The sequence below is a fragment of the Micromonospora sp. NPDC005707 genome (genome assembly GCF_040631005.1).
In the GTDB taxonomy this organism is placed as follows: Bacteria; Actinomycetota; Actinomycetes; order Mycobacteriales; family Micromonosporaceae; genus Micromonospora.
In genome coordinates this window covers 228,153-253,707 of the sequence record NZ_JBEXYR010000009.1, presented here as the reverse complement: position 1 = coordinate 253,707, position 25,555 = coordinate 228,153, and the positions used below count along the sequence as shown (strand labels likewise).

28 protein-coding genes are annotated in these 25,555 nt (G+C 74.5%); 11 read left to right on the top strand and 17 right to left on the bottom strand.

Annotated features, from left to right (window positions below):
• Positions 1–120: 120 nt before the first annotated feature.
• The 4 genes from ABZ452_RS20695 to ABZ452_RS20680 form a co-directional block, all read right to left on the bottom strand.
• Positions 121–933 carry a SigB/SigF/SigG family RNA polymerase sigma factor gene (locus ABZ452_RS20695; RefSeq protein ID WP_357945168.1) on the bottom strand — a complete coding sequence of 271 codons (813 nt, stop codon included), beginning with the start codon at positions 931–933 and terminating at the stop codon, positions 121–123.
• 154 nt (positions 934–1,087) lie between these two features.
• Positions 1,088–1,648, bottom strand: a complete 561-nt coding sequence (locus ABZ452_RS20690; RefSeq protein WP_357945166.1) for a GerMN domain-containing protein — start codon at positions 1,646–1,648, stop codon at positions 1,088–1,090.
• Complete coding sequence (locus tag ABZ452_RS20685) at positions 1,645–2,994, bottom strand: HAMP domain-containing sensor histidine kinase (protein WP_357945163.1); 1,350 nt, start codon at positions 2,992–2,994, stop codon at positions 1,645–1,647. The genes ABZ452_RS20690 and ABZ452_RS20685 overlap by 4 nt, the downstream gene beginning before the upstream one ends.
• Entirely contained in the window at positions 2,991–3,665 is a 675-nt protein-coding gene (locus ABZ452_RS20680; protein ID WP_357945161.1) for a response regulator transcription factor, read from the bottom strand. The genes ABZ452_RS20685 and ABZ452_RS20680 overlap by 4 nt, the downstream gene beginning before the upstream one ends.
• Positions 3,666–3,817: 152 nt before the next feature.
• Here ABZ452_RS20680 and ABZ452_RS20675 point away from each other — a divergent pair, with 152 nt between their 5' ends.
• From ABZ452_RS20675 to ABZ452_RS20660, 4 genes are read left to right on the top strand one after another with little or no spacing between them, the layout of a single operon-like run.
• The gene (locus ABZ452_RS20675; protein ID WP_357945159.1) at positions 3,818–4,132 is read left to right on the top strand and encodes a hypothetical protein; all 315 of its coding nucleotides are present in this window, start codon (positions 3,818–3,820) and stop codon (positions 4,130–4,132) included.
• Positions 4,129–4,725, top strand: coding sequence for an STAS domain-containing protein (locus ABZ452_RS20670; protein ID WP_357945156.1), 597 nt, complete (start codon positions 4,129–4,131; stop codon positions 4,723–4,725). Before ABZ452_RS20675 ends, ABZ452_RS20670 begins: the two co-directional genes overlap by 4 nt.
• The gene (locus ABZ452_RS20665; protein WP_357945371.1) at positions 4,725–5,012 is read left to right on the top strand and encodes a BON domain-containing protein; all 288 of its coding nucleotides are present in this window, start codon (positions 4,725–4,727) and stop codon (positions 5,010–5,012) included. Before ABZ452_RS20670 ends, ABZ452_RS20665 begins: the two co-directional genes overlap by 1 nt.
• A complete protein-coding gene (locus tag ABZ452_RS20660; RefSeq protein WP_357945154.1) occupies positions 4,994–5,248 on the top strand; it encodes a hypothetical protein in 255 nt (84 codons plus the stop codon). The genes ABZ452_RS20665 and ABZ452_RS20660 overlap by 19 nt, the downstream gene beginning before the upstream one ends.
• A 44-nt stretch (positions 5,249–5,292) precedes the next feature.
• Here the strand turns inward: ABZ452_RS20660 and ABZ452_RS20655 are convergent, their stop codons facing one another.
• Positions 5,293–6,195 (bottom strand): diiron oxygenase, encoded by a 903-nt coding sequence (locus ABZ452_RS20655; protein ID WP_357945151.1) that lies wholly within the window; start codon positions 6,193–6,195, stop codon positions 5,293–5,295.
• Between the two features lie 48 nt (positions 6,196–6,243).
• On the opposite strand from ABZ452_RS20655, the gene ABZ452_RS20650 reads away from it, so the two are divergent.
• Together ABZ452_RS20650 and ABZ452_RS20645 are read left to right on the top strand one after the other, a co-directional pair.
• Entirely contained in the window at positions 6,244–6,960 is a 717-nt protein-coding gene (locus tag ABZ452_RS20650) for a TetR/AcrR family transcriptional regulator (protein ID WP_357945149.1), read from the top strand.
• Positions 6,957–7,232 carry a DUF4873 domain-containing protein gene (locus ABZ452_RS20645; protein WP_357945146.1) on the top strand — a complete coding sequence of 92 codons (276 nt, stop codon included), beginning with the start codon at positions 6,957–6,959 and terminating at the stop codon, positions 7,230–7,232. The genes ABZ452_RS20650 and ABZ452_RS20645 overlap by 4 nt, the downstream gene beginning before the upstream one ends.
• 23 nt (positions 7,233–7,255) lie before the next feature.
• On the opposite strand, the gene ABZ452_RS20640 is transcribed toward ABZ452_RS20645, so the two are convergent.
• The 5 genes from ABZ452_RS20640 to ABZ452_RS20620 all read right to left on the bottom strand — a co-directional run bounded on the left by ABZ452_RS20640 (position 7,256) and on the right by ABZ452_RS20620 (position 13,172).
• The gene (locus ABZ452_RS20640; protein WP_357945144.1) at positions 7,256–8,029 is read right to left on the bottom strand and encodes an SDR family oxidoreductase; all 774 of its coding nucleotides are present in this window, start codon (positions 8,027–8,029) and stop codon (positions 7,256–7,258) included.
• A 5-nt stretch (positions 8,030–8,034) separates the two neighbouring features.
• Positions 8,035–8,157 carry a 50S ribosomal protein L36 gene (locus tag ABZ452_RS20635; RefSeq protein ID WP_091265774.1) on the bottom strand — a complete coding sequence of 41 codons (123 nt, stop codon included), beginning with the start codon at positions 8,155–8,157 and terminating at the stop codon, positions 8,035–8,037.
• 102 nt (positions 8,158–8,259) lie between these two features.
• Positions 8,260–10,845 (bottom strand): discoidin domain-containing protein, encoded by a 2,586-nt coding sequence (locus ABZ452_RS20630; protein WP_357945141.1) that lies wholly within the window; start codon positions 10,843–10,845, stop codon positions 8,260–8,262.
• A gap of 211 nt (positions 10,846–11,056) precedes the next feature.
• Positions 11,057–12,388, bottom strand: coding sequence for a PHB depolymerase family esterase (locus ABZ452_RS20625; RefSeq protein ID WP_357945138.1), 1,332 nt, complete (start codon positions 12,386–12,388; stop codon positions 11,057–11,059).
• 205 nt (positions 12,389–12,593) lie between these two features.
• The gene (locus ABZ452_RS20620; protein WP_357945135.1) at positions 12,594–13,172 is read right to left on the bottom strand and encodes a TetR/AcrR family transcriptional regulator; all 579 of its coding nucleotides are present in this window, start codon (positions 13,170–13,172) and stop codon (positions 12,594–12,596) included.
• A 46-nt stretch (positions 13,173–13,218) separates the two neighbouring features.
• On the opposite strand from ABZ452_RS20620, the gene ABZ452_RS20615 reads away from it, so the two are divergent.
• A complete protein-coding gene (locus ABZ452_RS20615; protein ID WP_357945132.1) occupies positions 13,219–13,782 on the top strand; it encodes a GNAT family protein in 564 nt (187 codons plus the stop codon).
• Here the strand turns inward: ABZ452_RS20615 and ABZ452_RS20610 are convergent.
• Positions 13,779–14,762 (bottom strand): NAD(P)-dependent alcohol dehydrogenase, encoded by a 984-nt coding sequence (locus tag ABZ452_RS20610; RefSeq protein ID WP_357945129.1) that lies wholly within the window; start codon positions 14,760–14,762, stop codon positions 13,779–13,781. The two genes, ABZ452_RS20615 and ABZ452_RS20610, sit on opposite strands and share 4 nt — an antisense overlap.
• A 102-nt stretch (positions 14,763–14,864) precedes the next feature.
• On the opposite strand from ABZ452_RS20610, the gene ABZ452_RS20605 reads away from it, so the two are divergent.
• Positions 14,865–15,581: a TetR/AcrR family transcriptional regulator C-terminal domain-containing protein gene (locus tag ABZ452_RS20605; RefSeq protein WP_357945125.1), complete on the top strand. Its 717-nt coding sequence runs from the start codon at positions 14,865–14,867 to the stop codon at positions 15,579–15,581.
• Positions 15,582–15,593: 12 nt separating this feature from the next.
• On the opposite strand, the gene ABZ452_RS20600 is transcribed toward ABZ452_RS20605, so the two are convergent.
• Positions 15,594–16,484: a winged helix-turn-helix transcriptional regulator gene (locus tag ABZ452_RS20600; protein ID WP_357945122.1), complete on the bottom strand. Its 891-nt coding sequence runs from the start codon at positions 16,482–16,484 to the stop codon at positions 15,594–15,596.
• An 83-nt stretch (positions 16,485–16,567) separates the two neighbouring features.
• Here ABZ452_RS20600 and ABZ452_RS20595 point away from each other — a divergent pair, with 83 nt between their 5' ends.
• Complete coding sequence (locus ABZ452_RS20595) at positions 16,568–17,830, top strand: MFS transporter (protein ID WP_357945119.1); 1,263 nt, start codon at positions 16,568–16,570, stop codon at positions 17,828–17,830.
• A gap of 10 nt (positions 17,831–17,840) precedes the next feature.
• Here ABZ452_RS20595 and ABZ452_RS20590 read toward each other — a convergent pair whose 3' ends face one another.
• Positions 17,841–18,212, bottom strand: a complete 372-nt coding sequence (locus ABZ452_RS20590) for a helix-turn-helix domain-containing protein (RefSeq protein WP_357945116.1) — start codon at positions 18,210–18,212, stop codon at positions 17,841–17,843.
• 54 nt (positions 18,213–18,266) lie between these two features.
• Here ABZ452_RS20590 and ABZ452_RS20585 point away from each other — a divergent pair, with 54 nt between their 5' ends.
• A complete protein-coding gene (locus tag ABZ452_RS20585) occupies positions 18,267–19,112 on the top strand; it encodes an MBL fold metallo-hydrolase (RefSeq protein ID WP_357945113.1) in 846 nt (281 codons plus the stop codon).
• A gap of 22 nt (positions 19,113–19,134) precedes the next feature.
• On the opposite strand, the gene ABZ452_RS20580 is transcribed toward ABZ452_RS20585, so the two are convergent.
• From ABZ452_RS20580 to ABZ452_RS20570, 3 genes are all read right to left on the bottom strand, one after another.
• Positions 19,135–20,208 carry a DUF4037 domain-containing protein gene (locus ABZ452_RS20580; RefSeq protein WP_357945110.1) on the bottom strand — a complete coding sequence of 358 codons (1,074 nt, stop codon included), beginning with the start codon at positions 20,206–20,208 and terminating at the stop codon, positions 19,135–19,137.
• 157 nt (positions 20,209–20,365) lie between these two features.
• Positions 20,366–21,223, bottom strand: a complete 858-nt coding sequence (locus ABZ452_RS20575) for a haloalkane dehalogenase (RefSeq protein WP_357945107.1) — start codon at positions 21,221–21,223, stop codon at positions 20,366–20,368.
• Positions 21,224–21,239: 16 nt separating this feature from the next.
• On the bottom strand, positions 21,240–21,701 hold the full coding sequence (locus ABZ452_RS20570; protein ID WP_357945104.1) for a MarR family transcriptional regulator: 462 nt from the start codon (positions 21,699–21,701) through the stop codon (positions 21,240–21,242).
• Positions 21,702–21,791: 90 nt separating this feature from the next.
• Here ABZ452_RS20570 and ABZ452_RS20565 point away from each other — a divergent pair, with 90 nt between their 5' ends.
• Complete coding sequence (locus ABZ452_RS20565) at positions 21,792–22,715, top strand: 5'-3' exonuclease (protein ID WP_357945101.1); 924 nt, start codon at positions 21,792–21,794, stop codon at positions 22,713–22,715.
• A 32-nt stretch (positions 22,716–22,747) separates the two neighbouring features.
• On the opposite strand, the gene ABZ452_RS20560 is transcribed toward ABZ452_RS20565, so the two are convergent.
• Positions 22,748–25,549, bottom strand: coding sequence for a DEAD/DEAH box helicase (locus ABZ452_RS20560; RefSeq protein ID WP_357945099.1), 2,802 nt, complete (start codon positions 25,547–25,549; stop codon positions 22,748–22,750).
• Positions 25,550–25,555: the final 6 nt, after the last annotated feature.

The window sequence follows — 25,555 nt, the reverse complement described above, 5'->3', positions numbered from 1 at the left end:
TGGAGAGGAAGACGCACCGCCACCGAGGGGAGTCGGCGGCGGTGCGCGGGTCCGGGCGAGGCGGCAGCGCTCGCGTGAACCGGGTGTGAACGAGCCGGGCGGCGGGCCGCCCGGGACCGATCAGGCCTCGGTGAGCTGGCCGCGCAGCTTGGTCAGCGCGCGGGCGAGCAGCCGGGACACGTGCATCTGGGACACACCGACCCGGGCGGCGATCTCGCTCTGGGTCAGGTTGCCGTAGAAGCGCAGGGTGAGGATCTTCTGCTCGCGCTCGTCGAGGGTGGCGAGCGCCGGGCCGAGGGAGGCGCGCAGCTCGGCCAGCTCGTACTCGTTGTCCTCGGTGCCGAGGGTGTCGCCCAGCTCGGTGGCGCTGTCGCCGTCACCGATCGGGGTGGAGAGCGAGACGGCGTTGTAGGCGCGGGCGCCTTCCAGGCCCTCGAGCACCTCTTCCTCGGTGACGTCGAGGTGGCTGGCGATGTCGGCGACCGTCGGGGCCCGGTTGAGGGTCTGGGTCAGCGTGCTGTTGGCCTCGGAGATGCGCAGCCGCAGCTCCTGGAGGCGGCGCGGGACCCGGATGTTCCAGGTGCGGTCGCGGAAGTGCCGCTTGATCTCACCGAGGATGGTCGGGATGGCGAAGCCGGCGAAGTCCACGCCCCGGGAGGCGTCGAACCGGTCCACCGCCTTGATCAGACCGAGGGCCGCCGTCTGGGCCAGGTCGCCGGCCGGCTCGCCCCGGCCGCTGTAGCGGGCGGCGAGGTGGTTGGCCAGCGGCAGCCACGCCTCGATGACCTGGTTGCGCAGCGCCGGCCGCCCCGGGTGGCCCTCGGGCAGCTCGGCCAGGGCCGCGATCAGCTCGCTGGCCCGGGTCTCCTCGCCGGTCACCGCCGTGCGGTGCACCTCGGCGGTCGTCGTCGGCGCGATGGTCATCGTGGTCATGCTGCCCTTCCTGTCCTGAGGAGAACGGGTGCCTCCCGAGCACCGGTCGTGCCAGTCACCCTAGACCAAAGTCTGCCACCTAATCAACCGAACGGACGATGGCGATTTCGCCCAGCAACGGACAAAGGCGCCGTGGCCCGCACCACTTTGGCCGTCAGCGGCGCACCAGCGGCCGGTAGTCGGCGGCGGTGAGCGGCAGCGAGGACACGTTGCCGTCGGCCCGGGGCACCTCCAGCGGCTGCCCGTCGCGGCGGAACGCCACGCTGTCCACGTCCGGGCGCTGGGTCAGCGTGCAGACGATCTGCCCGAAGGCGAGGACCTCGTCGTTGCGGCCGGTCTCCTCACCGGCCTGCCGCACGTCGACGGTGGCCACGGTGCCGGCCAGGGTGGCGCCGGCCACCGCGACCGTGCCCGGCAGGGCGGTGGCGAGGCCGCGGTTCCGCTCGGCGCCGTCCGGCCCGGCCAGCAGGTGCTGCAGGTGCGCGTCCACACCGGGCAGGCCGTCCACCCGGCGGGTGACCGCCGCCAGCCCGTCGCCCCGGACGAAGCAGAGCGGCTCGTCCACCCGCCCGTCCGGCTCGGCCGTCGCCGTGCCCACGGGGGTCGGGAAGCTGCCCGGGGGCCGCTGCACCGGGCGGGGCTCGTCGTCGACCGGCACCCCGCAGCCGCCGAGCAGCGCGGCGGCGAACAGCGCCGGGAGCAGCCGCCGGGTCATTCGCCCGCCCCCGGCAGCTCGACCCGGAACCGGGCGCCCCGCTCCCGGTCCACCACGCCGGCCTGCCCGCCGTGTGCGGCCGCGTGCTGGGCCACCAGGGCGAGACCGAGGCCGGTGCCGTCGGTGCGGGCCCGGGCGTGCGCCGCCCGGCCCCGGACGAAGCGGTCGAAGATGATCTCCCGGTCGACCGCCGGCACGCCCGGCCCCTCGTCGTCGACCTCCAGGACGCCGATCCCGTCGTGCATGCCGAGGCGTACGGCGACCGGGCCGCCGCCGTAGCGCACGGCGTTGTCGAGCAGGTTCAGCAGGATCTGCTCCACCCGGCGCCGGTCGACCCGCCACTGCGCCGGGGTGCCGGCGGCCACCTCGACGAGGCTCTCCGGCAGCTCCCGCTCCCGGCAGGCGGCCCGGGCCAGCTCGGCGACGTCGACCGTGTCGCGGTGCGCGGGCTGCTCGGTGCGGGCCAGCTGGATCAGGTCGTCCACCAGGCGCTGGAACCGGGCCACCTCGTCGGCGACCAGTCCCGCCGCCGTCGCGGTACGCGCGTCCTGGTGCTCCTGGCGGCGGGTCAGCACGCTCGCGGCCGCGGCCAGGGTCTGCAACGGCGAGCGCAGCTCGTGGCTGACGTCGGCGGCGAACCGGCGGTCCCGGTCGATCCGCCGCACCAACTGGTCGACCATGTGGTTGAACGAGGTGGAGAGCCGGGTGAGGTCCGGGTCGGTGGTGGGGTCGAGCCGGGTGGCGAAGTCCCCGGCGGCGATCCGCTCGGCGGCGTCGGCGACCGCGGTGAGCGGCCGGACGCTGTGCCGGGTGGCGTACCAGCCGAGGGCCGCGCCGGCCCCGGCCACCATGATGGCCACCGCGGTCAGCGCCAGCCCGACCACCTGGAAGGTCCCCTCGACCTCGCGCAACGAGGTCAGCTCGTAGTAGCCCAGCTCGCCGGCGAGCGGGACGCCGACCAGCAGCGTCGGCTGCCCGTCGAGGCGGACCAGCTGCACGGCCGGCTGGCCGGCGGCGACCATCCGTTGCAGCTCCACCGGGACCGAGCCGGCCCCGACGTCGGCGGTGCGGGCGTACCAGCCGTCGCGCAGGTGCAGCAGCGGGCGGCGGCTGCTGCCGGTGTCCAGCGAGCGCAGCACCGCCACCACGTCGGGGGTCCCGGTGTCCAGCCCCGACCGGACCACCGCGGCGTCGTAGTAGGCGGCCCGGACGGCGGTGCGCTCCCGCTCGTCGAGCAGCGAGCGGCGGGTCAGGTCGTACGAGAAGAGGGCCATCACCGCGGCGAGCAGCAACGCGCCGACGGCGAAGGCGGCGGTGACCCGGGCGCGCAGTCCGAGGCGGGTCATCGCTGGAGCTTGTAGCCGAGGCCGCGGAGGGTGACCAGGTGCCGGGGGTTGGCCGGGTCCGGCTCGATCTTCTGCCGCAGCCGGCCCACGTGCACGTCGACGAGGCGCTCGTCGCCGGTCTCGTACCCCCAGACGCGGCGCAGCAGCTGCTGCCGGGACAGCACCCGGCCGGCGTGCTCGGCCAGCTCGCAGAGCAGCCGGAACTCGGTCCGCGTCACCGGGACGGGACGGCCCGCGCGGCGGACCTCGCCGGCCTCGGGGCTGATCTCCAGGTCACCGAAGACCTGGGCGGGGACGGCGTCCGCCACGACCCGGCCGCGCCGGCGCAGGGCCCGCAGCCGGGCGGACAGCTCCTTGATCGCCACGGGCTTGACCACGTAGTCGTCGGCGCCGGCCTCCAGCGCGGCGACGATGTCGTGGGTGTCGTCGCGGGCGCTGACGACCACGATCGGGACGTCGTCGTCGCGGCGCAGCCGGCGGATGCACTCGAACCCGTCGAGGCCGGGGAGCATGAGGTCGACCAGCACGTTGTCCGCCGGGTCCTCCCGCTGCCGGCGCAGCCCCTCCTCCGCGGTCGCCGCCCCGGACGCGGAATAGCCCTCCTCCTCCAAGGCGAGCAGGAGTGCGAGCCGGATGCGGTCGTCGTCCTCGATCACCAGTACGGCCGTCATATGCGCATCATGACCGCCCGCGCACGGGTCACCCAAATGCGTCAGCCGTTCCCGGCTTTTGTCATGGAAATGACATACAACCGCGCGACGCCCTCCACGATCCCTGCGGAGGGTGGAGCGGACCGGACATGCGGGGCCGCGAGGGAGGAACCGTGAACGGCAGCACGCTGGTCGGGGCGCTCGTCGTCGGGCTGGCGATCGGCGCGGTGGGCCGCCTGGTCGTGCCGGGCCGCACGGCCGCGCCGGTCTGGCTGACCCTCGCGCTCGGGGTCGCCGCCGCGCTGCTCGGCGCGATCGTCGCGGGCCTGGTGGACAGCGGTCCCGGCGGACCCGCGGTGTGGCCGCTGGTCGTGCAGTCCGGCTTCGCCGCCATCGCGGTCGTCCTCGCGGTCATCGCCGCCGGCCGCCCGGTGACCGGCAAGGAACCGCCGTCCCGGTCGGGCGCGCGGCGGAAGGAGGGATCGTGACGGTCGTACCCTCGGAGCACCTGATGCTGCTCATCTGCGACGGCTGCGGTGACAGCGTCACGGGCACCGGCTGCATCCTGCCGGACGCCGAGGTGGTCTGGACGCTGGTGTTCGAGAACGGCTGGGTCGGCTCACCCTTCGCCTCCGGGCCGCACCACTGCCCGCGGTGCGGCGCGCGGGCCACCGTCGAGGCCGGCGGCCTCGGCGTCGACGACCTGGACGAGGTCGGCGGCGCCCCCGCCGTCCCCGAGACCGACTCCGCCGACCGGATACGCCGGGCGCTGGCGGAGGCCGCCACGGTCGGCGACCGGGTGCTGGTCGACCTCACCGAGGTCGAGGTGATCGACTCGGCCGGGCTGGGGCTGCTGGTCCGGGCCCGGCAGGAGGCCCGGCGCGACGGGCGGCGGCTGTGCCTGGTGGCGCCGTCCCGGTTCGTGCGCACCGTGCTGCACACCATGCGGCTGGACGGGGTCTTCGCGGTCTTCGACAGCCGCGCCCGGGCGCTGGGCGGTCCGGTCGTGGCGGCGGCGCCCCGCCGGCCCGAGGCGCCGGTGGAGAGCCGCGAACGAGTCGAAGGAGCCCGCAGCTCGTGATGTCCTGGCCGTACCCCGACTTCCCGTTCGCCAACGACGGGCCCGCGCCCGACGACGCGGACGTGCGGCTCGCCGCGCTGGTGGCGCAGCGGTTGAGCATCGACTGGACCACCCGGCGACAGCAGATCACCGTGACGGCACAGAACCGGGTGGTGATCCTGGCCGGGATGGTGGCCGACCCGGAGACCCGCCGGGTGGCCGGCGAGCTGGCCTGGGACGTGTCCGGCGTGTTCGACGTCTGCAACGCGCTCCGGCTGCGCTCGGCCGGGTGGCGCCGCAACCGGTGACCTACACCGGTGACGGCGCGGTCGACACGGCCAGCAGCACGGCTTGGCTCGACCTGCTGGACCGGCTGAAGATCAGCTACTCGAACTGGACGTATTCCGACGCCGGTGAGGGCAGCGCGGCGTTCCGGCCGGGCACCTGCGCGGGCGGCACCTACGCCGGCACGGCCGTGCTCACCGACTCCGGCAACTTCATGCGCAGCCGCATCCGCACCCCGGACAACTTCCCCACGTCCTGACCGGCGCGACCGGCGGCGGCCCTCCCCGGGCGGGCCGCCGTCGGTCAGTCCTCCAGCAGGCCGGAGCGGCGCCAGAGCAGCCGGCCCGGCCCGGCGATCAGGCCCAGCTCGGTGAGGTGCTCGGCGATGCGCTGGGCGGACCAGCGCAGGGTGGCCCGCCAGTGCGGGTTGGCCCGGGCCGCGGCCACCCCGACGGCCGGCGCGATGCCGACGGCCGCGTAGGCCCGCGGATTGACCAGGCGGCGGGTGATCGAGTACGCGGCCCGCCCGATCACCAGCCGCGCGTAGCCCAGCGCGACGGGGCCGGCGGCCTCGACCTGGCGGGCCAGCTCGTCGCGGGCGAACCGCACGTGCCGGGCCTCCTCGACCACGTGGATCCGGGACACCATCCGGATCAGCGGCTGAATCGTCTCGTCCGCCATGGCCTCCCGCTGGAAGGCGTCAAGGATCTCCTCGGCGATGAGGATGGCCGCGTACATCTGCGGGCCGGTGGCGGTGGCCTTGAGCCAGCGCCCGAGCAGGTGGTCGACCGGATCGGCCCGGTAGACCGGGCAGCCGATGGCCTCGATGAGCCGACCGAACATGATGGAGTGCCGGCACTCGTCGGCGACCTCGGTGAGCGCGTACTGGGCGTGCCGGGTGGTCGGGTCGGCGTCGTAGTAATGCCGGATGAGCATCTGCATGAGGATCGTCTCGAACCAGAGCCCGGCGCTGGCCGCGCTGGCCACCTCGTGCTTGGTCAGCTCGATCCGCTGCTCCTCGCTCATCCCCTCCCACAGCGCCGTGCCGTAGAGGCTGCTGCGCCGCGGCGGCATCCAGTACGCCCCGGGGGTGTGCGGCGCCGACCAGTCGATGTCGACGACGGGGTCGTAGCTCGTACGCACCGAGGCGGCGAGCAGGCGGGTGGCCACCGCCTCGCGCGGGAATCCGGCCGACGTCCCCTCCATGGCCCCTCCTGGTTGACGTAACTTCAAGTAACTGTTACGAGTGGTAGCATGCGACGCACCTCCACCGATGTCAATGGCTCGGACGCACCGCCGGACCCGGCCGCACCTCCGCGCACCGGCCGGCGCGACCGCTGGGCCGACCACCGCGAGCAGCGACGGCAGGAGCTGATCGGGGCCGCCGTGCAGGCGCTGCTGCGGCACGGGCCGACCGTCGACATGGACCAGGTGGCCGCCACGGCCGGGGTCAGCAAGCCGGTGCTCTACCGCTACTTCGCCGACAAGGCCCAGCTCTGGCTGGCCGTCAGCGAGGTGGTGGCGGCCCGGGTCGTCGACGCCGTGGCACCCGCCGTAGAGCAGGTCCGCGAGGAGCGCGCACTGGTCGAGGCGACCATCGACGCCTACCTGAGCATCATCGAGTCCGAGCCGACGCTCTACCGGTTCCTGCTGCACGAGGCCGGGCATCCCGGCATCCAGCAGGTGGTGGCCGGCACGAGCCGGCAGGTGGCCACCGGCCTGGCCCGGGTCATCGGCGACCGGCTGCGCGCGCTCGGGCTCGACGCCGGCCCCGCCGAACCCTGGGCGTACGGGCTGGTCGGGTTCGTGCAGGCGGTCGGCGACTGGTGGGCCACGCACGGCCAGCCGATCCGCCGGGCCGCGCTCACCGACTACCTGACCACCCTGCTCTGGAGCGGCATCGAAGGGGTCCGGCGCGGCGCCGACCTGCCCCACGAGCTGACCCGCGCCCACGAGCGGATCGACCAGTGAGCTGGCAGGGCCCGGCCGAGATCGCCGGCACCGCGGTCCGCCTGCACGCCAGCGGGCGCTGGGAGCCGGTCGACGGGCGCTACCACTGGGCCGGGCGGATCGAGCCGGAGCCCCGCGTGCTGCGGCTGCTCCGCTCGGGCCGGCGCGACGTCGAGGTGCGGGTCGGCGAGCGGGTCGCCCGGGGCCGGCTCGCCGAGGCCGACCCGTGGGGTGGGGTGCGGATCACCGGCGTGGGCGAGCCACCGTGGCCGCCCGGCGCCGACGAGGACTGACCGCCACGCGGCCCCGGCCTGGGTCACGTCGTCGCGTCCCAGACCTGCGACTCGAACTCCCTGAGCCGTTGCCCCATCTCCTCCGGCCAGGCCGTCCGGAAGGGATGATGGTCGGCCGGGATCACCCGGACCATCTCCTCGACCATCTCCCGCGGGTCGCGCTGGTGCTTCAGGTAGTCGGCGAAGTCGGGCCGATCCAGCAGGGCGGTCGACGGATCCCACCACTGGGACATCGCCTCCACCCCGGTGTCGTTGTAGCCGGTCCGGTAGGGGCCGGGGTTGACCACGGCGACCCGGACGCCGCGCGATTCGAGCTCGCCCTTCATGGCCCAGGCCAGCGCCTCGATGGCGTGCTTGGTGGCGGCGTAGACGCCGACGAACGGCCGGGTCCGGATGCCGACCGCGGAGGACACCCAGACGATCTTGCCGGCGCCGCGCTGGAGCATCGGCGGCACGAGGTCCTGCACGAGGTGCAGGTGCGCGAAGACGTTCACCTCGAAGGACCGGCGGACGCGGTCCATGGGGATCTCCACCACCGCCCCCGCCTCCTGGACTCCGGCGTTGAGCACCAGGATGTCCACCCGGTGCCGCCGGGCGGCGGCGCGGTCGGCCGCGTCCGTCACGTCCAGCTTGATCGCGTCGAGGGTCACGCCGGTGCGCTCGGCCTCGGCGCGCAGCTCGCGTACCTGCGGCCAGATCTCGGCGCCGGCGACGACGTGGTGGCCGGCCCGGGCCAGGCCGAGCGCGGCGCCTCGGCCGAGGCCGCTGCCGGCCCCGGTGATGAGGATGTCGGCCACGCCGGTCAGCCCTGCCGGGCCTTCTGCCGGGGATCGGCCTTGTTGAGCACGAACACCTTGCCGCGGCGGCGTACCACGATCGAGTTGGCCTTGCGCTTGAGCGCGCGCAGGGAGCTTCGGACCTTCATCCCGTTCCTCCGTTCCCGCTGGTTCCCCGTTCGGGGTCGCGTACCCGCCGGGGCCCCCGTCATGCGCGGGGGCGGCGGGTCTCCCCACCGCCCCCGGCACGGTCACGGGTAGCTGACCACGTTCACGGGAACGGTGTTCGTGCCCTGCGCGGTGCCGCCGGTGTCGTTGATGACGTGGGTGATCGAGCCGTTGCCGCCGAGCGAGACGGTGAGCAGGCTGTGGAACCGTACGCCCGCCCTGGTCGGCGCCTCGAAGCCGTGGTACGCCGCGATGGTCGGGTCGACGTTGAAGTAGCAGTAGCTGCCCATCCCCCAGCCCTCGAACGAGGTGACCGCGTCGGCCACCTTGAACGCGGCGTAGCCGACCCGGGAGCCGTTCATCCAGGCCGACGCGCTCGGCGGGTCGTACGGCAGCTCGTTCTGGAAGAAGATGACGCGCCCGTTGTTGCCGTTCCAGATCACCTCGTGCTTCTGGTAGTGCTCGACGAACAGGCCGAGCCCGGTGACGTTGTTCCCGTTGACGATGAGGCCGGTGTCGGCGGTGTTCACGGTCCAACCGATGCCGGTGCCGTGGTCGCCGCGCCACGCCCAGATGTGGTCGATCAGCGCGTCGTTCTGGTTGACCACCAGGCTGGTGGTGGCCTTGCCCGCGCCGGCGCCGCCGATCCGGAAGAAGACGTCCTGGATCGAGGTCGGGTTGGCGGCGTGGCTCGCGGTCGAGCCGGCCGCGCCGACCTGGAGCAGCACCGGCGAGTTGACCGGGCCGGCGTCGAAGAGCAGCCCGGCCAGCCGGACCCCGTCGACGTCGGCCACGGTCATGGGAGTCACCCCGTTCTGCGGGATCAGCGTCGGGTAGCCGACGCCGAGCACCACGGTGCCGGGGCGGTTGACCGTGATGGTCTGGTTGACCGGGTAGACACCGGGGGTGAAGAGCAGGTTCAGGCCCTGCGCCAGCGCCGCGTTGATGGTGGCGGCCGAGTCGCCCGGCTTGGCGACGTAGAACTGGCTCAGCGGCACCGAGGTGCCGGGGGTGGCGCCGCCCAGCCAGGACGCGCCGCTGGCGTTGGTCCGGGTGGACGGGACGAACACCTGGTAGCTGCCACCGCCGTCGAGGTACAGGTATGGGATGTCGCGGCTGACCGGGGTCTGCGCCAGGGTGGTGTACGCCGGGTTGGGGAAGCTGGTGGCCGGCGCACCGGCCACGCCGGAGTTGGTCATGTTCCACACGGCGTTGAGGTAGCCGCCGACGTTGCTGTCCCGGGTGTACCACTGCTGCTGCGAGTACGGCTGGACCACGCCGGTGACCCGGCTGTCCGCGATGTAGCCGCCGCTGGCCCAGCCGTAGCCGTTCGGGGCCAGGTTGAGGTCACCCTGGATGTCCATGCGGCGGAACGGCGCGGCCTGCGAGACGGCCCACCGGGTGAACCCGGCCGACGGGAACACCTGCATGTTCGACGCCGACCGCCAGAAGTTCTGGGTGGCGTTGCCGTTGAACCAGCCGGCGTCGACGGTGACGTCGCCGTGGATCCGGACGTCGCCGGGGTTCCGGCCGAGTCCCATGATCGAGGTGTAGAAGCCGATCTGCGCGTTGATGCCCGAGTAGTCGCCGGGCTTGAACATGAGCGCGTACCGCTGGGTGCCGAACTGGTTGGACTCCTGGGTGCGGAAGACCGCGTCGAGCTGGCTCTGGATGCTCGCGCTGGACATCGACGGGTCGAAGGTGATGACGTTCGGTCCGAGCGAGCCGCCGCCCGGGATGGTGCCGCCGCCGGTCGTGTTCACGGTGAGCTCCCAGAGCGAGTATCCCCAGCCGGTGGCCCGGGCGGTGCCGTACATCCGCACGTATCGGCCGGAGCCGCTGACGGTGAGGGTGTCGGTCCCTCCGTCCCCGGTGGTGGTGGCGTACACGGTGGTCCAGGCGGCGCCGTCGGTGGAGGTCTGGATCTGGTACGCCCGCCCGTAGGCGGCCTCCCAGTTCAGAACGACCCGGCACAGGGTCCGGACGCTGCCGAGGTCGACCTGGAGCCACTGGGGATCGCTGGCGGCGCTGGCCCAGCGGGTGGTGGCGCTGCCGTCCACCGCCGCCGTGGCGGGGGTGCCGGCGTTCTCGGTGGACGAGGCGGTGGCGGGCCGGCCCTGCGCCGCGTTGGTCGCGGTGTCGCAGCCGGCGCCGCCGCCGGTGACGCCGTAGACCTGGAACTCCCACAGCGAGTAGCCGTAGGCGGTGGCCCGGGCCGTGCCGGTCATCCGCACGTAGCGGCCGGTGCCGGTGACCGTGAGGTCGTCGGTGCCGCCGTCGCCGGACGCCGTGCTGAACACGGTGGTCCAGGCCGCGCCGTCGGTCGAGGTCTGGATCTGGTACGCCCGCGCGTACGCGGCCTCCCAGACCAGGGTGACCCGGGAGACGGTGGCGGTGGCGCCCAGGTCGACCTGGATCCACTGGGGATCGTCGAAGGCGCTGGACCACCGGGTGCCGGTGTTGCCGTCAGTGGCGTTGCCGGCCGGGGTGCCGGCGTTCTCCACCGAGGAGGCGGTGGTGGGCCGCCCCTGGGAGAGCAGCGGGTCGGCCGCCCGGACCGGGGACGGCGGTGCCACCAGTGCCACGGTGGCGAGCAGCGCGGCCAGCACGGCGAGCGGCCGGCGCAGCGGTGGACGGGATGGACGGTGGTGCGGCGGGACGGGTGACATGGGCGTCTCCGTGGCGGGGGTGGTGGGGGCGGAACGACGGACGGGCAGCAACGTGTCGCGGCCGTCGTTCCGCTGGACCCTTCCCCCGGACAGGGACACATGTCAATTCTTCGACGCCGTGTCCGAGACTTTTTTCGCGCCTTGTGAAAAGTCCGGAACTAAGCCCGGGGCGGCCGCCGGGAACGCCCTCCCGGCGGCCGCCGCGGGGAGCTCAGGCGACCGTGCAGGGGGTGCCGTTGAGGGCAAAGGAGGTGGGCCTGCCCGTGTTGCCCGTGTGGGTGGCCTGGAAGCCGATGCTCACCGAGCCGTTCGGGGCGATGGCGCCGTTGTAGGAGACGTTGCGGGCGGTCACCGCCCCGCTGGCCGGCGCGTACGTGGCGTTCCAGCCGTTGGTGATGCTCTGCCCGGCGGGCAGGGTGAAGGCGAGGCCCCAGCCGTTGACCGCCGTGGCGGCCGTGTTGGTGATCGTCACGGACGCGGTCAGCCCGGTGTTCCACGCGCTCACCGCGTACGCGACCCGGCATCCGCCCGCCGGCGGCGGCGTGCTCGGCGGCGGCGTCGTGGGCGGGGGGCTCGTCGGCGGTGGGCTGGTGGGCGGCGGGCTCGTCGGCGTCGTGGTGTCCAGGCCGAAGAAGCGCACGGCCTGGGCCGCGTCGACCGGCAGGTTGTGCGAGACGCCCTGCATGCTGATCGCCTCGACCGTCGCGGTGCCGCCGGTGCCGCCGTAGCGGGTGCGGGTGTAGCCGGCCTGCGGGCTGTCCGTGTACGCCGGCGTCTGACCCAGCCCGTTCACGTCGGTCCACTGCTTGATCTCTTCGGTGAAGTTCGGGTAGCGCAGCGTCTCGTCGTTGGTCCCGTGCCAGAGCTGCATCCGGGGCCGCCGCCCGCTGTATCCCGGGTACGCGTTGCGCACCAGGTCACCCCACTGCTGCGGGGTCTTCACGACCTGGCCGTTGGCGCACTCGCTGTTCCACTCGGAGCCGTTGGTGGTGGCGAAGCAGCCGAAGGGCACCCCGGCGTAGGCCGCACCGGCGTTGAACACGTCCGGGTAGAGCCCGAGCAGCACGTTGGTCATCATCGCGCCGGAGGAGACGCCGGTGGCGAAGATGCGGTTCGGGTCGACGGGGTACCGCTGCCGCACGTGGTCGACCATCGACTTGATGCCGACCGGGTCGCTGCCGCCGTCGCGGCGCAGCGCCTGCGGGGAGGAGACGTCGAAGCACTGGCTGCTCCGGGTCACCGACGGGTAGACGACGAGGTAGCCGTACCGGTCGGCCAGCGCCGCGAACTGGGTGCCGGAGTACATGGCCGGCCCGGTGCCGGTGCAGTAGTGGTTGACCACGAGCAGGCCCGGCCGGGCGGCGACGGTGTCCGGGACGTACAGGTACATCCGCAGGTTGCTCGGGTTGGCGCCGAAGTTCGTCACCTCGGTCAGCGCGGCCGCCGCGGCGGGGCCCGGGGCGGTCACCGCCGCCAGGGCGGCCAACCCGGCGGCGACCACGGCGGCGCCGAGCAGTCGGAGCCTTCTCCTTCTGGGCAGCATGGCATCTCCTCAGGTGGTGGGGACGCCGCGCAGGGCGGGGTGCGCCCGCGGCGTGCTCGCCGGCGAGGCGCCTTCGACGGCGGCCCGGACCCTCGGAGACGAGATAGACGACCGCGAATCGACGCGGTCCGAGTCGGAGTCTAGGCCCCGGCCACGGGGCCGACAACAAGTTCCGGAAACGCTCGGGCCGCCGGCCCGGATCCGGTCAGGCGGGGAACAGCTCGGCGAGGAAGCGGTCGAGCAGGGCCACCTGCCGGTGGGCCGGAAACGCCGCCGGGTCGAAGAGCGCCTGGACGACCAGGCCGTGCGCGAAGGCCGCGCAGGTGGCCACCAGGTCGTCGGGGTCGAGCCCCGGCCCGGGCAACGCGGCATCCACATGGGACCGCAGCCGCGCCCGCCACCGGTCGTAGCGGCGGCGCTGGTCGGCGGCGAACTCCTCGTCGGCCAGCGCGCCGTCCCAGTAGCTGACCCAGACCCGGCTCATCACGGTCGCCTCGTCGGTCAGCGGCAGCACGTCGAGCAGGGCGGCCCGCAGCGCGGGTCGGCCTTCCCCCGCCGCGGCGTGGCGGTCGCGCGCGTCGGTGTGCCGCTCCGCCACGTCGACGGCGTGCCGCACCAGGGCCCGCTTGTTCGGGAAGTAGTGGGTCAGCAGCCCGGTGGAGACCCCCATCTCGGCGGCGACGGCCCGCAGCGTCAGCCCGCCGAAACCGCGGGCGGCCAGCACCCGCCAGACCGCCGCCGAGACGTCGGCGCGGCGGGCGTCGTGGTCACCTCGGGCCGGCATGGGGCTAGAGTACATAACAAACGTTCGGTACGCACCTTGGAGCGACATGTTCTCCCTTCCCCTCACCGACCGGGCCACCCTGCAGCCGCTCGCCCCGTGGCAGGCGGCGGAGTTCGCCGAGTTCGTCGCGCGCACCCGCCCCCACCTCGCGCCCTGGCTGCCCTGGGCGCACACGATCACCGACGCCGACACCGCCCGCGCCTTCCTCCAGCGCTACGCCGACGCCCAGGCCCGCGACGCCGGCTCCATCCACGGCATCCGGCTGGACGGGAAGCTGGTCGGCGGCACCCTGTTCCGCACCTTCGACGCCGCGGCCGGGGTCTGCGAGATCGGGGTCTGGCTCGCGCCGGAGGCCGAGGGGCACGGGCTGGTGACCCGGGCCGCCCAGCGGATGATCGACTGGGCGCTCGGCGAGCGTGGCCTGGCCCGGGTGGAATGGCGGACCGTGCCGCACAACGCCCGCAGCCGGGCGGTGGCGCGGCGGCTGGGCATGACCCGGGAGGGCGTGCTGCGCGCCGCGTTCCCGTTCCTCGGCGAGCGGCTCGACATCGAGGTCTGGTCGCTGCTGGCCACCGAGTGGCGTGCCGCCTCGCCGGCGGGCGGCGCCTAGACGCTGATGACGACCTTCGCCCGGGCGTGCTCGCCTTCGAGGTACCGGATGGCCTCGGGCACCTCGTGCAGCGGATAGGTCCGGTCGATGACCGGGGTGAGGCGGCCGGCCTCGGCGTGGGCGCGCAGCGTGTCGAGGTGCTGCCGGCCGGGCGCGGCCGCCAGCGTGGCGATGCGCTGCCGGACGAAGGGAGCCAGCAGCCGCCCGCGCGCGATGAGCCAGACCGGTCCGACGAGGCTGCCGCCGCGGTACACGCCGCCGCCGGAGAGCACCAGCGTCCCGGTCGGGGTCAACACCCGCCGGAGCGCGGTGAGTGAGCGGTTGCCGACCAGGTCCAGCACGACGTCGTGGCGGCGGGCGTCGCGGGCGAAGTCCTCGCGGGTGTAGTCGACGACGTGGTCGGCGCCGAGCGAGCGGACCAGGTCCACGTTGCGGGTGCTGCACACCCCGGTCACGGTCGCGCCGAGCGCCTTGGCCAACTGGACCGCCAGGGTGCCGACGCCGCCGGAGGCGCCGTTGATGAGAACGCGGTGGCCGGGCTCCACCTGCCCGACGTCGCGCAGTCCCAGGAGGGCGGTGACGCCGGCCAGCGGCAGGGCGGCCGCCTGCTGCGCCGTCAGGTTCGCCGGCGCCGCCGCGACGAGGGTCTCGGGCACGCACACGTACTCGGCGAACGCGCCGTTGGCCTCGCCGAGGTCACCGAAGACCGCGTCGCCCGGGCGCACCTGCCGAACGCCGGCGCCGACGGCCTCGACCCGGCCGGCGAAGTCCCGGCCACGGACCCGCGCCCGGGGCGCCGACCGGCCCATCGTCAACCGCGCCAGCCGCGGATCGCCGCGCATGGCGTGCCAGTCGTACGCGTTGAGCGCGGCGGCCTCCACCCGTACGAGCACCTCGTCGGCGGCGGGCACCGGTGTGTCCAGCTCCGCGAGCGTGAGCGTCTCCGGCGGGCCGTATCGGTCCTGGACGATCGCCTTCATGTTGCCCTCCTCGGGTGTACGGCGTACACCTCACGGTAGGTGTACGCCGTACACTCGTCAAGGGCGTTATGGTTCAACCGCCGCCGGAAGACGAGGAACGAGATGGCTGAGCAGGCTGAGACGCTGCGCCGGACCCCGTTGAGCAGGGACCGGATCCTGCACGCCGCCGTCGCGCTCGCCGACCTGGCCGGAATCGAGTCCCTCAGCATGCGCAACCTCGCCCAGGATCTGGGCGTCGTGCCGATGGCCCTCTACAAGCACGTGGCCAACAAGGACGAACTGCTCGACGGCATGATCGACGTGGTCGTCGGCGAGATCGACCCGCCGGTGCGCGACGCCGGCTGGAAGCACACCGTGCGCCGGCGCATCCTCTCGGCGCGGGAGATGCTTCGGCGCCACCCCTGGGCGCCGCTCGCGATCGAGTCGCGGAACATGGCGACGCCGGCCCTCCTGGCCTACCTCGACTCGATGGTCGGGGCGTTGCGGGCCGGCGGGTTCTCCACCGACCTCGCGCACCACGTGATGCACGCGATGGGCAGCCGGATCCTGGGCTTCAGCCAGGAGCTGTTCGACGCCTCCCGGCGCGCCGGCCGGTCCGGCGCGACCGACCCGGAGCCACCGGCGGCCTTCCCGCCGGAGGTCGCGGCCCGATTCCCGCACCTCGCGGAGATCGCCGTGGCGGCGTCCCACGACGACGCGTCGGTCGTGGGGCAGGGCTGTGACGACCAGTTCGAGTTCGAGTTCGCACTGGACCTGCTGCTGGACGGCATCGAACGGCTGCACCAGGAGGGCTGGACGTCGTCCCGCCGACCCCGGTGAGCGGCAGGACGTCTAGGCGGCCTCGGCGGCGGTGCGGCGGCGTACCTCGGCGAGCATCCCGTCGACCGAGCCGGCCGGGTCGGTGACCGGGAACTGCACCGCCCGCACCACCGCCTCCGGATCGAGCAGCAGGGTGAGCCGCTTCAACCGGGTCACGCCACCGGCCCGGAAGGTCGGCAGCAGCAGGCCGGCGGCGAGCCGACCGTCCTCGTCGGACAGCAGCGGGAACGGCAGCCGGGCGTGCGCGGCGAAGGCGGCGAGCTGGTCCGGGCGTTGCGTGCTCACCCCCCGCACCTCGGCCCCGGCCGCCCGGAACAGCGGGTGCCGGTCGGCGTACGTCCGTGACTCCAGGGTGCATCCGGCGGCGCCGGGGATCTCGCCCCAGCCCGGCGGGAGGGCCGGTGTGCCCGGCGCGAACGCCCCCGGGAAGAGGTAGAGCACGGTCCACCGCCCGGACGCCGCCGGCGACTCCGCGCCGCCGTCGTGCCGGGGCAGGCTCATCGGGGGTACGCGGCGGCCCACCAGCCGGTGCGCCCGGCGTGCCTCGGCCGAGTCCTCGCCGGCCGTGGCGGTCAGCGCGCCGTCACCCATCACGTGCCGGGTGCCCCAGTCCTGGAGGGCGACCAGCACCGGCAGCAGGGCCTCCCCCTTTGCGGTGAGCAGGTAGTCGTGGCGCGGCGGGTGCGCCGAGTAGGGGTCGCGGCGCAGCACGCCGTGCGCGACCAGCCCGCCGAGCCGCTCGGTGAGGGCCCGCCGGCTGACGCCCAGCTCGCGCTGCAGCCCGTCGAACCGGGTGACGCCACCGGCGATCTCGCGCACGATCAGCACGGTCCACCAGTCGCCCAGCACACCGAGCGCCTGCGCGATGCCGCAATCGGCGTCGCCGAGGTCCGCCCGTCTCACATCCCACCTCCCGCTCGGCCCGCACCCCCGACTATAGTCCGTTTCAGATTGGAACTCACTGGCTCGGATCGGGGGTTGACGGCATGTCCGTCGAGCAGGGGGCCGGAGTGTTCTGGCGCTGGTGGACCGCCGGCACCACCAGTTCGGTGGGGTCGGCGGTCGGTGCGGTCGCGTTGCCGCTCACCGCGCTGACCGTGCTGGACGCGTCCGCGTTCGAGATGGGCCTGGTGGCGGCCGGGAGCTATGTCGCCTGGCTGGTGATCGGACTGCCGGCCGGCGTCATCGTCCAACGGCTGCCACTGCGCGGGGCGCAGGTCGGCGCCGACCTGGCCCGGGCCACCGCGGTGGCCTCCGTGCCACTCGCCTGGTGGTGGGGCCGGCTCACCGTGGCCCAACTGGTGATCGTGGCGCTGGTGGTCAGCTTCGCCAACGTGCTGTTCGACGTCGCCAACGCCACCTTCCTGCCGGCCATCATCGGCCGCGACCAGCTGCACGCCCGCAACAGCCTCACCTCGGCCACCCACGCCGCCACCCAGCTCAGCGGCCCCTCCCTGGGCGGCCTCGCGGTGCAGGCCCTCGGCGCGGTGCCGGCCGTGCTTGTCGACACGGTCAGCTACCTGGTCTCCGCGGCGCTGCTCGGGTCGCTGCCCGCCCGCCGGGTCGACGCGCCGGACCGCTGGCCCCCGGTCCGCGCCATGATCGGCGAGGGCTGGCGGTACGTCACCCGCCACCCGGTGATGGGCCCGACCATGTGGACGGCCACCGCGGTCAACTTCGTCTGCGGGGCGCAGCTCGCCGTCTACCCGCTCTACCTGGTCCGGGAGCTGCACGCCCCGGCCGCCCTGGTCGGTGTGCTGCTCGCGGTGGAGGGGGTCGGCTCGCTGGTCGGCGCGACCCTGACGCCCTGGATCACCCGGCGGTGGGGCACCGCCCGGTCGCTGCTGGTCGCCTGCGTGGTGGCCGTCGGCGGCGCGTTCCTGGTGCCGCTGGGCGCCGGCTGGCCGGCGTATCTCGCCTTCGCCGCCGGCAACGTGGTCTTCGCCGGTGGCGTGGTGGTGCTCAGCGTGACCACCCGCACCTACCGGCAGACCGCCAGCCCACCGGACCTGCTCTCCCGGGTGATGGCCACGGTCCGCTTCGTCTCCTGGGGCGCCATCCCGGTGGGCGGGCTGCTCGCCGGTGCGCTCGCCGGGGTCGCCGGAGGCCGGGTCACCCTGTTCTGCTTCGCCGCGGCCACCGCGCTGGCTCCCCTCGCGCTGCTGCTGTCCCCCGTGCGCCGCCTGCGCGACCTGACCGACCTGCGGATCGAGGAGCCGGCCGACCGGGAGAGCGTTGCGGCCCGCTGAGCCCGGCCAGCTAGCCGGCCTCCGCCGCGCCCCAGTCCCACAGCGCCCGGAGAACCGGCAGCAGGGCCCGGCCACGTTCGGTGAGCGTGTAGGTCACCCGGGGCGGCCAGGACGGGGTTCGGTGGCGGGCGACCACACCGGCCGCGGTCAGCTGGACCAGGCGATCGGTCAGCACCTTGTCCGACAGGGTCGGCAGCGCGTGTGCGAGGTCGCTGAACGAGTGCGGACCCCGGGCGACCGCGCCGATCACCAGGGCGGTCCACCGGCCGCGCAGCGCGGCCAGGGTGACCTCCACCGGACAGGACGGATCGGGGCGGGCGTCCCTGCCGGCGCAGAGCCGGCGCAGGTCCACCCCGTCGTGGCCAACCGTTTGGTGAGTCACGAGACCGCCTCCTAGCGTTCGGCACGGCCGTTCGTCGCCAGCTCAGGGGGAACCATGCGCATCCACCATCTCAACTGCGGCTCCATGCGGGAGGTCGCCCCGCCGTCCGATCCGGACGGCGTGCTCCGGCCGTTGCCCGCAGTCTGCCACTGCCTGCTCGTCGAGACCGACTCCGCCGGCTTGGTGCTCGTCGAGACCGGTTTCGGCACGCTCGACGTCCAGGACCCGCAGGGGCGGCTCGGCCCCGACTTCCTCGCCTGGGCGCAGCCCGTCCTCGACCCGGAGGAGACCGCCCTCCGCCAGCTTCAGCGGCTCGGGTACGGCCCGGCCGACGTACGCCACGTCGTGGTGACCCACCTGCACCGGGACCACACCGGCGGGCTGGCCGACTTCCCGCACGCGCGGGTGCACCTGCACGAGGCCGAGCACCGCGCCGCCACGGTCGTCGGCCACGACCGCTACCTGTCGGCGCACTGGGCGCACGACCCGAGCTGGGTCACCTACTCCAGCGACGACGGGGAGCGCTGGCTGGGATTCGACGGAGTCCAGCAGCTCGACGGCCTACCGCCGGAGATCCTGCTGGTGCCGCTGGCCGGGCACACCCCGGGACACGTCGCCGTGGCGGTGCGACGCCCCACCGGCGGCGGCTCGGCGTGGCTGGTCCACGCCGGCGACGCCTACTTCTACCAGGGGGAGGTCCAGCCGGGGATGCCGCCAACCCCGTCGATGTTCGACGTCCTGCAGGCGTCCGTCGAGACGGACCGCCCGCTGCGGCTGCGCAACGTGGGACGGCTCCGGGCCCTCCTCGCCGAGCAGCCGGATCAGGTCGACGTCGTCTCCGCGCACGACCCGTGGGAGTTCGCGCGGCACCGGCAGGAGGCTCCGCCGAACCGGGCCTGACGGCCGGCCGGACCGTCGGCGCTCAGTCCGGCAGGACGGCGTCGGCGACCCGGCGGGCCCGCGCCGGGCGGGTGAGCACGTCGACGTTGTCGAGATACTGGTCCACCGCGCCGACCGGCGGGCGGGCGCGCAGCACCGGGTCCGCGATCGCGGCGCGCAGCGCGGCGGTGAACCGCTCGGCGTGCAGGACCAGGAACGGCCGGTCGTGGAACGGCCGGGCGGCCGGGTCGACCGGCGCGGCCAGCCCGGTGTCGTTGGTCCACGCCGCCACCGTCTCCAGCGCCTGGACCAGCCCCGCCTGCCGCCGGGGCCACCCGCCCGGCCCGAGGGCGACGGTCAGCGCGTCCACCACGGGCGCCGCGGCCGGCAGCGCCGCGAAGACCGTGCCGAGCCATTTCGCGTACGGGGGCCAGCGGCGGTGCAGCAGCAGGCCGAGGCGCATCAGGTCGCGGGCCAGCCCGGCGATCACCACCCGGCTGCCCAGCTCGTCACCGACCTCGGCGCAGCGGCCGGCCAGGTGCTCGGCCTGCCCCACCCGCTGCCACCCGGCCGCCAGCACGTGCCGCCAGACGTCGTCCGGATACCACGCCAGGCGGGCCCGGACGCCGGTGAGCGCCCCGCCCAGCCCGTCGTGGAACACCGCCCCGCCGGTCAGCTCGGCGAGCCGCTGGGTGGGCACGGCCAGCCAGTCCGCCACCGTCATGCCGGCCCGCGGGTCCCCGCCCAGCCGGTCCCGCAGCCACGCCCCCAGCTCGTCGACGCTCACCCCGAGCCGCTCGCCGTCGGCGCGGGCCACGCCGAGCCGGACCGTGGGGCCGCCGGTGAACCGGGTCGGCCAGCCGAGGAACTCGGCCGGCAGCCCCGCGTCGAGAACCGCCCGCACCGGCGCCACCTCGGCCGCGGCGGCGACGAAGAGCTGGGTGCGCGGCCCCCAGTCGTGGTCGGTCGACCGGGGCGTGTCCAGGCCGAGCAGCTCCGAGCCGCCGTCGAGCAGCCCGGCCGCGTAGCGCAGGCCGGGCAGCCGGCGGGCCAGCAGCGGGGCGACCACCTCGTCGTGGAACCGGTGCGCCAGGGTCAGCCCGGGTACGAACGTCACCCCGCCAGTCTGCGCACCCGGCGGCGGCCGCGCCGCCCGGTTTCGACCTCGGGCCCGGTCAGCGGGGGTGGTGACGGTCCCGCCGCCCGGTTTCGCCCTCAGGCCCGGTCGGTGGAGGTGATGGGTCCCGCCGCCCCGGTTTTGACCTCGGGCCCGGTCAGCGGAGGTGGTGGCGGTCCGCCCAGGCGGAGATGGCGGCGGCGATCTCGGCGGGACGGTCCTCCGGCGCGTGGTGCCCGGCCGGCCCGCAGGCGACCGTCTCCAGGGCCGCCAGGTTCCGCGCACACCAGTCGGCCAGCTCCGGGGTGATCAGCAGGGTCGGTGAACCCTCGAAGGTCAGCAGCAGCTTGGGCACGTCGTCGCTGGCGGCCAGCCACCGGTCGTAGGCCTCGATCCGGGCGACCAGCTCGGCCGGCTCGCCACCGAGCGGCATCTGGCGCGCCCAGGCCAGCAGCGGCCGCCGGCTCTCCCGGGTCGGGTAGGGCGCGAGGTAGGTCTTCAGGTCCTCCTCGCCGACCGGCTGGAGCACCCCGCCGGTGAAGGCCTGCCGGACCAGCAGGTCCTCATCGAGCACGAGCTGCTCGCCGACGCCCGGTGTGCGGATCGCCTCGGAGCGGGCCCGGGCCTGCGGCGAGAGGTCGCTCCACGCCATCGGCTTGACCATGGTCTCCAGGAACGCCACGCCGCGGACCCGATCGGGGTGCCGGGCCGCCCAGTCGAAGGCGAGCGCGCCGCCCCAGTCGTGCCCGACCAGGACCACCCGGTCCAGGTCGAGCGCGTCGAACCAGGCGTCGAGGTAGCGGGCGTGGTCGGCGAAGAGGTACGGCGAGTCCGGCTTGCCGGAGCGGCCCATGCCGATGAGGTCGGGCGCGAGCAGCCGGCCCGCCCCGAGCCGGGGCAGCACCCCACGCCAGGTGTGCGACGAGCCGGGGTTGCCGTGCAGGAGGACGAACACCGGCCCGGTGCCGGTCTCCTCGTGGTGGATGGTCGAGTCGAGCACCTGCGTCTCGGGCATGTCCGGCACTCCTTCGTCAGTCGGGTGGGTCGAGTGGGGTGTCCAGCAGCGCGGTCAGGTCCCGGACGAACCCCGCCGTCCGCGGGTCGTCCCGGCCGCCGAGGGGGGCGAGCAGCTGGCCGAGCAGCGCCTGGACGGTGTCGATGGCGGGGCGGACCACCTCACGACCCCGGTCGGTCAGGGTGAGCCGGACCGCGCGGGTGTCGGCCGCGTCGCGCTCGCGTCCGACGAGCCCGTCGGCCTCCAGGGCCCGGGCCAGCTTCGACACGTAGAGCGGCTCCAGGCCGGTGTGGTCGGCCAGCTCGCGCTGGCTCGGGTGCAGGCCGGCGCGGCGCATCCCGTGCAGCGAGGAGAGCAGCACGTACTGCGCGTGGGTGAGGCCGAGCGGGGCGAGGGCCCGGTCGACCGCCACCCGCCAGCGCATCGCCAGCCGCCAGACCAGATGGCCGGGGCTGGGACCGATCGGGGTTCCCTCCATGGCCGAAACAGTACATGTACATGATGTACATGGCTAGTATTTTGCGGTCGCGTCCCCCACCTCGTCAGTGGGCTGTGCCAGGCTGTCGGCGTGGCACACCGACCCCCGATCCTGCTGATCGACTCCCCGAGCCTCTACTTCCGCGCCTACTTCGGCGTCCCCGAGTCGGCGGCGAAGACGGACGACGGCCAGCCGGTCAACGCCGTCCGCGGCTTCCTCGACATGCTGGCCCAGCTGGTCCGCACCCGGCGGCCCGACCGGATGGTCTGCGCGCTCGACCACGACTGGCGGCCGGCGTGGCGGGTGGAGCTGCTGCCGTCGTACAAGGCGCACCGGGTGGCGCCGCAGGGCGGCGAGGTGGTGCCGGACACGCTCTCCCCGCAGGTGCCGATGATCCTGGAGGTCCTCGACGCGCTCGGCATCACCGCGGTCGGCGCCACCGGCTACGAGGCCGACGACGTGCTCGGCACCCTCTCGGTCACCCAGCCCGGCCCGGCCGAGGTGGTCTCCGGCGACCGTGACCTGTTCCAGCTCGTCGACGACGAGCGCCAGGTGCGGCTGCTCTACGTCGGGCGTGGCGTGGCCAAGCTCGACGACTGCGACGACGCCGCGGTGCGCGCCCGCTACGGCGTCCCCGCCGACCGCTACGCCGACTTCGCGGCGCTGCGCGGCGACCCGAGCGACGGCCTGCCCGGCGTGCCCGGGGTGGGCGAGAAGACCGCGGCCCGCCTGATCGAGCGCTACGACGGCCTGCCCGGCATCCTCGCCGCGCTGGACGACCCGGGCTCCGGCTTCGCCCCCGGGCTGCGCACCAAGCTCAACGCGGCCCGGGACTACCTGGCCGTCGCGCCGAAGGTGGTCCGGGTCGCCCTCGACGTACCGCTGCCGGACCTGGCCACCGCGTTGCCGGCGGCGCCGGCGGACCCGGACCGGCTGCTGGAGCTGGCGCAGCGGTGGAACCTCGCCGGCTCGTGCCGGCGCCTCGTGGACGCGCTCGCCATGCCCCGGTCCTGACGGCCCGGCCGGGCCGCCTCGGCCCGGCCGGATCAGGCGGCGGCGTGGTAGGCCAGCACACCCCGGTTGACCGCGGCGATCGCCTGCCGGGCGGTGGAGCGCAGCTCGGTGGAGGCGCCGCCGGAGTCGGCGAGCTGGCCGAGCAGGTCGACCACCTGCCGGGCCCAGCGGACGAAGTCGCCGGCCGGCATCTCGCCGTCGATCTGGTGCCCGCTGGCGAGCACCTTGGCGAGGGCCTCGCCGCGCGCCCAGCGGTAGATCGGCCAGGCGAAGCCGAGGTCCGGCTCGCGGGTGACGGCCAGTTCGCGGGAGGCCTCGTCCGACTCGATGTCCCCCCACAGCTTCAGCGTCTCGTCGACCGCGTCGACGACCGCGCCGCGCGGCAGCGAGGCCCGCTCGTCGACGTCGCGGCGGGCCTCGAAGACCACCACCGAGACGGCGGCGGCCAGCTCGGCCGGGGAGAGCCCGTCCCACACCTTGCGGCGCAGGCACTCGGCGACCAGCAGGTCGGCCTCGGTCCAGATCCGGCCCAGCATCCGGCCCGCGTCGGTGACCTCGCCGTCGGCGGACAGGTAGCCACGGGAGGTCAGCAGCGCGACGATCCGGTCGAAGGTGCGGGCCAGCGAGCCGGTCCGCCCGGCCACCCGCTGGCGCAGCTCCTCGGTGTCGCGCTCCAGGCGGCGTCGCCGCTCGGCCCAGCGGGCGTGCTCCTCCCGGTCGGGGCAGGCGTGGCAGGGGTGCCGGCGCAGCTCGGTGCGGAGCTGGCTCAGGCGGTGGTCCTCGCCGACCGCCTGCCGGGAGCGCCCGCCCCGCCGGCCCCCGTGCCGGTCCAGCCCGGTGCCGCTGACCTCGGCGGCCAGGTCGCGGCGGGCCGCCGGCGAGCGGTGGTTGAAGTGCTTGGGCACCCGGATCCGGGCGAGCACCTCCGCCGGGGTGGTGAAGTCGCCGGGGGTGACCCGCCCGGCCCACCGGTCCTGCGTGAGCACCAGCGGGCGGGGCTCGCCGAAGCCGCCGGTGGCCGGGTCGAGCACCACGGCCAGGCCGGCCCGCCGGCCCGAGGGCACCCGGATCACGTCGCCCACCCGCAGCCGTTCCAGCGAGGCGACGGCCGCCGCCTTGCGCTGGGTCTGGCCCTGCCGGGCGATGGCGCGCTCCCGGTCGGCGATGGCCACCCGCAGGGCGAAGTATTCGTCGAAGTCGCCCTGGTGGCAGGACGCGTCGGCGCCGTACGCCTCGATGGTCTCGGTGTTGCGCTGCACCTGCCGGGCCAGGCCGACCACCGACCGGTCGGCCTGGAACTGCGCGAAGGAGGACTCCAGCAGGGCCCGGGCCGGCTCCGCGCCGACGGTGCCGACCAGGTTGACCGCCATGTTGTAGGAGGGCCGGAAGCTGGACCGCAGCGGGTAGGTGCGGGTGGAGGCGAGGCCGGCGACGTGCCGGGGGTCGGTCTCCGGCGACCAGACCACCACGGCGTGGCCCTCGACGTCGATGCCACGCCGGCCGGCCCGCCCGGTGAGCTGCGTGTATTCGCCCGGGGTGAGGTCGACGTGCGCCTCGCCGTTGAACTTGACCAGGCGCTCCAGCACCACGCAGCGGGCCGGCATGTTGATGCCCAGGGCGAGGGTCTCGGTGGCGAAGACCGCCTTGACCAGGCCGCGGACGAACAGCTCCTCGACGACCTCCTTGAACGCGGGCAGCATGCCGGCGTGGTGCGCGGCGAGCCCGCGCTCCAGCCCGTCGAGCCACTCCCAGTAGCCCAGCACGGTCAGGTCCTCGCCGGGGATGGCGGTGATCCGCGACTCGACCACCTGGCGGATCTCGGTGCGCTCCTCGGGCGAGGTGAGCCGCAGCCCGGCGGCGAGGCACTGCTGGACGGCCGCCTGGCAGCCGGCCCGGCTGAAGATGAACAGGATCGCCGGGAGCAGGTTCTCCCGGTCCAGCCGCTCGACGATGTCGGGGCGCATCGGGCCGCGCCAGCGGGGTCCGCGCCGGCCCGCGCCGGGGCCGGCGCTGCGCCCCTCCCCCAGCTCCAGCCGTCGCACGGTGTCGCGGGTGTAGCGCAGCAGCTCGGGGTGGACGTCGTGCTTGCGGGCCGCGTCCGCGTCGTGGAACAGGTCGAACATCCGCTTGCCGACCAGCATGTGCTGCCAGAGCGGCACCGGGCGGTGCTCGCTGACCACCACGGCGGTCTCCCCGCGCACGGTGACCAGCCAGTCGGCGAACTCCTCGGCGTTGGAGACGGTGGCGGAGAGCGAGACGAGGGTGACCGAGGCGGGCAGGTGGATGATCACCTCTTCCCAGACGCCGCCGCGGAACCGGTCGGCGAGGTAGTGCACCTCGTCCATCACCACGTAGGCCAGGCCCTCCAGGGTGGCCGAGCCCGCGTAGAGCATGTTGCGCAGCACCTCGGTGGTCATCACCACCACGGGCGCGTCGCCGTTGATCGCGTTGTCGCCGGTGAGCAGGCCGACCTGCTCGGCGCCGTAGCGGTCGACCAGGTCGTGGTACTTCTGGTTGGACAGCGCCTTGATCGGCGTGGTGTAGAAGCACTTGCGCCGGGTGGTCGGCCCGCCGCCGCCGTCGGCCGCCGCCGGCTTCCCGGGGGCGCCGCGCAGCGCCAGGTGTACGGCGAACTCGCCCACCACGGTCTTGCCGGCGCCGGTGGGCGCGCAGACCAGCACGCCGCTGCCCCGTTCCAGGGCCTCGCACGCCTCCCGCTGGAAGTCGTCCAGGTCGAACCCCAGATCGAGCGCGAACTCGTCCAGGGCCGGAAAGGCGGAGGCCTGCGCGGCCCGGCGGCGCGCCGCGGCGTACCGCTCGGCGGGACTCGACATGTCCCC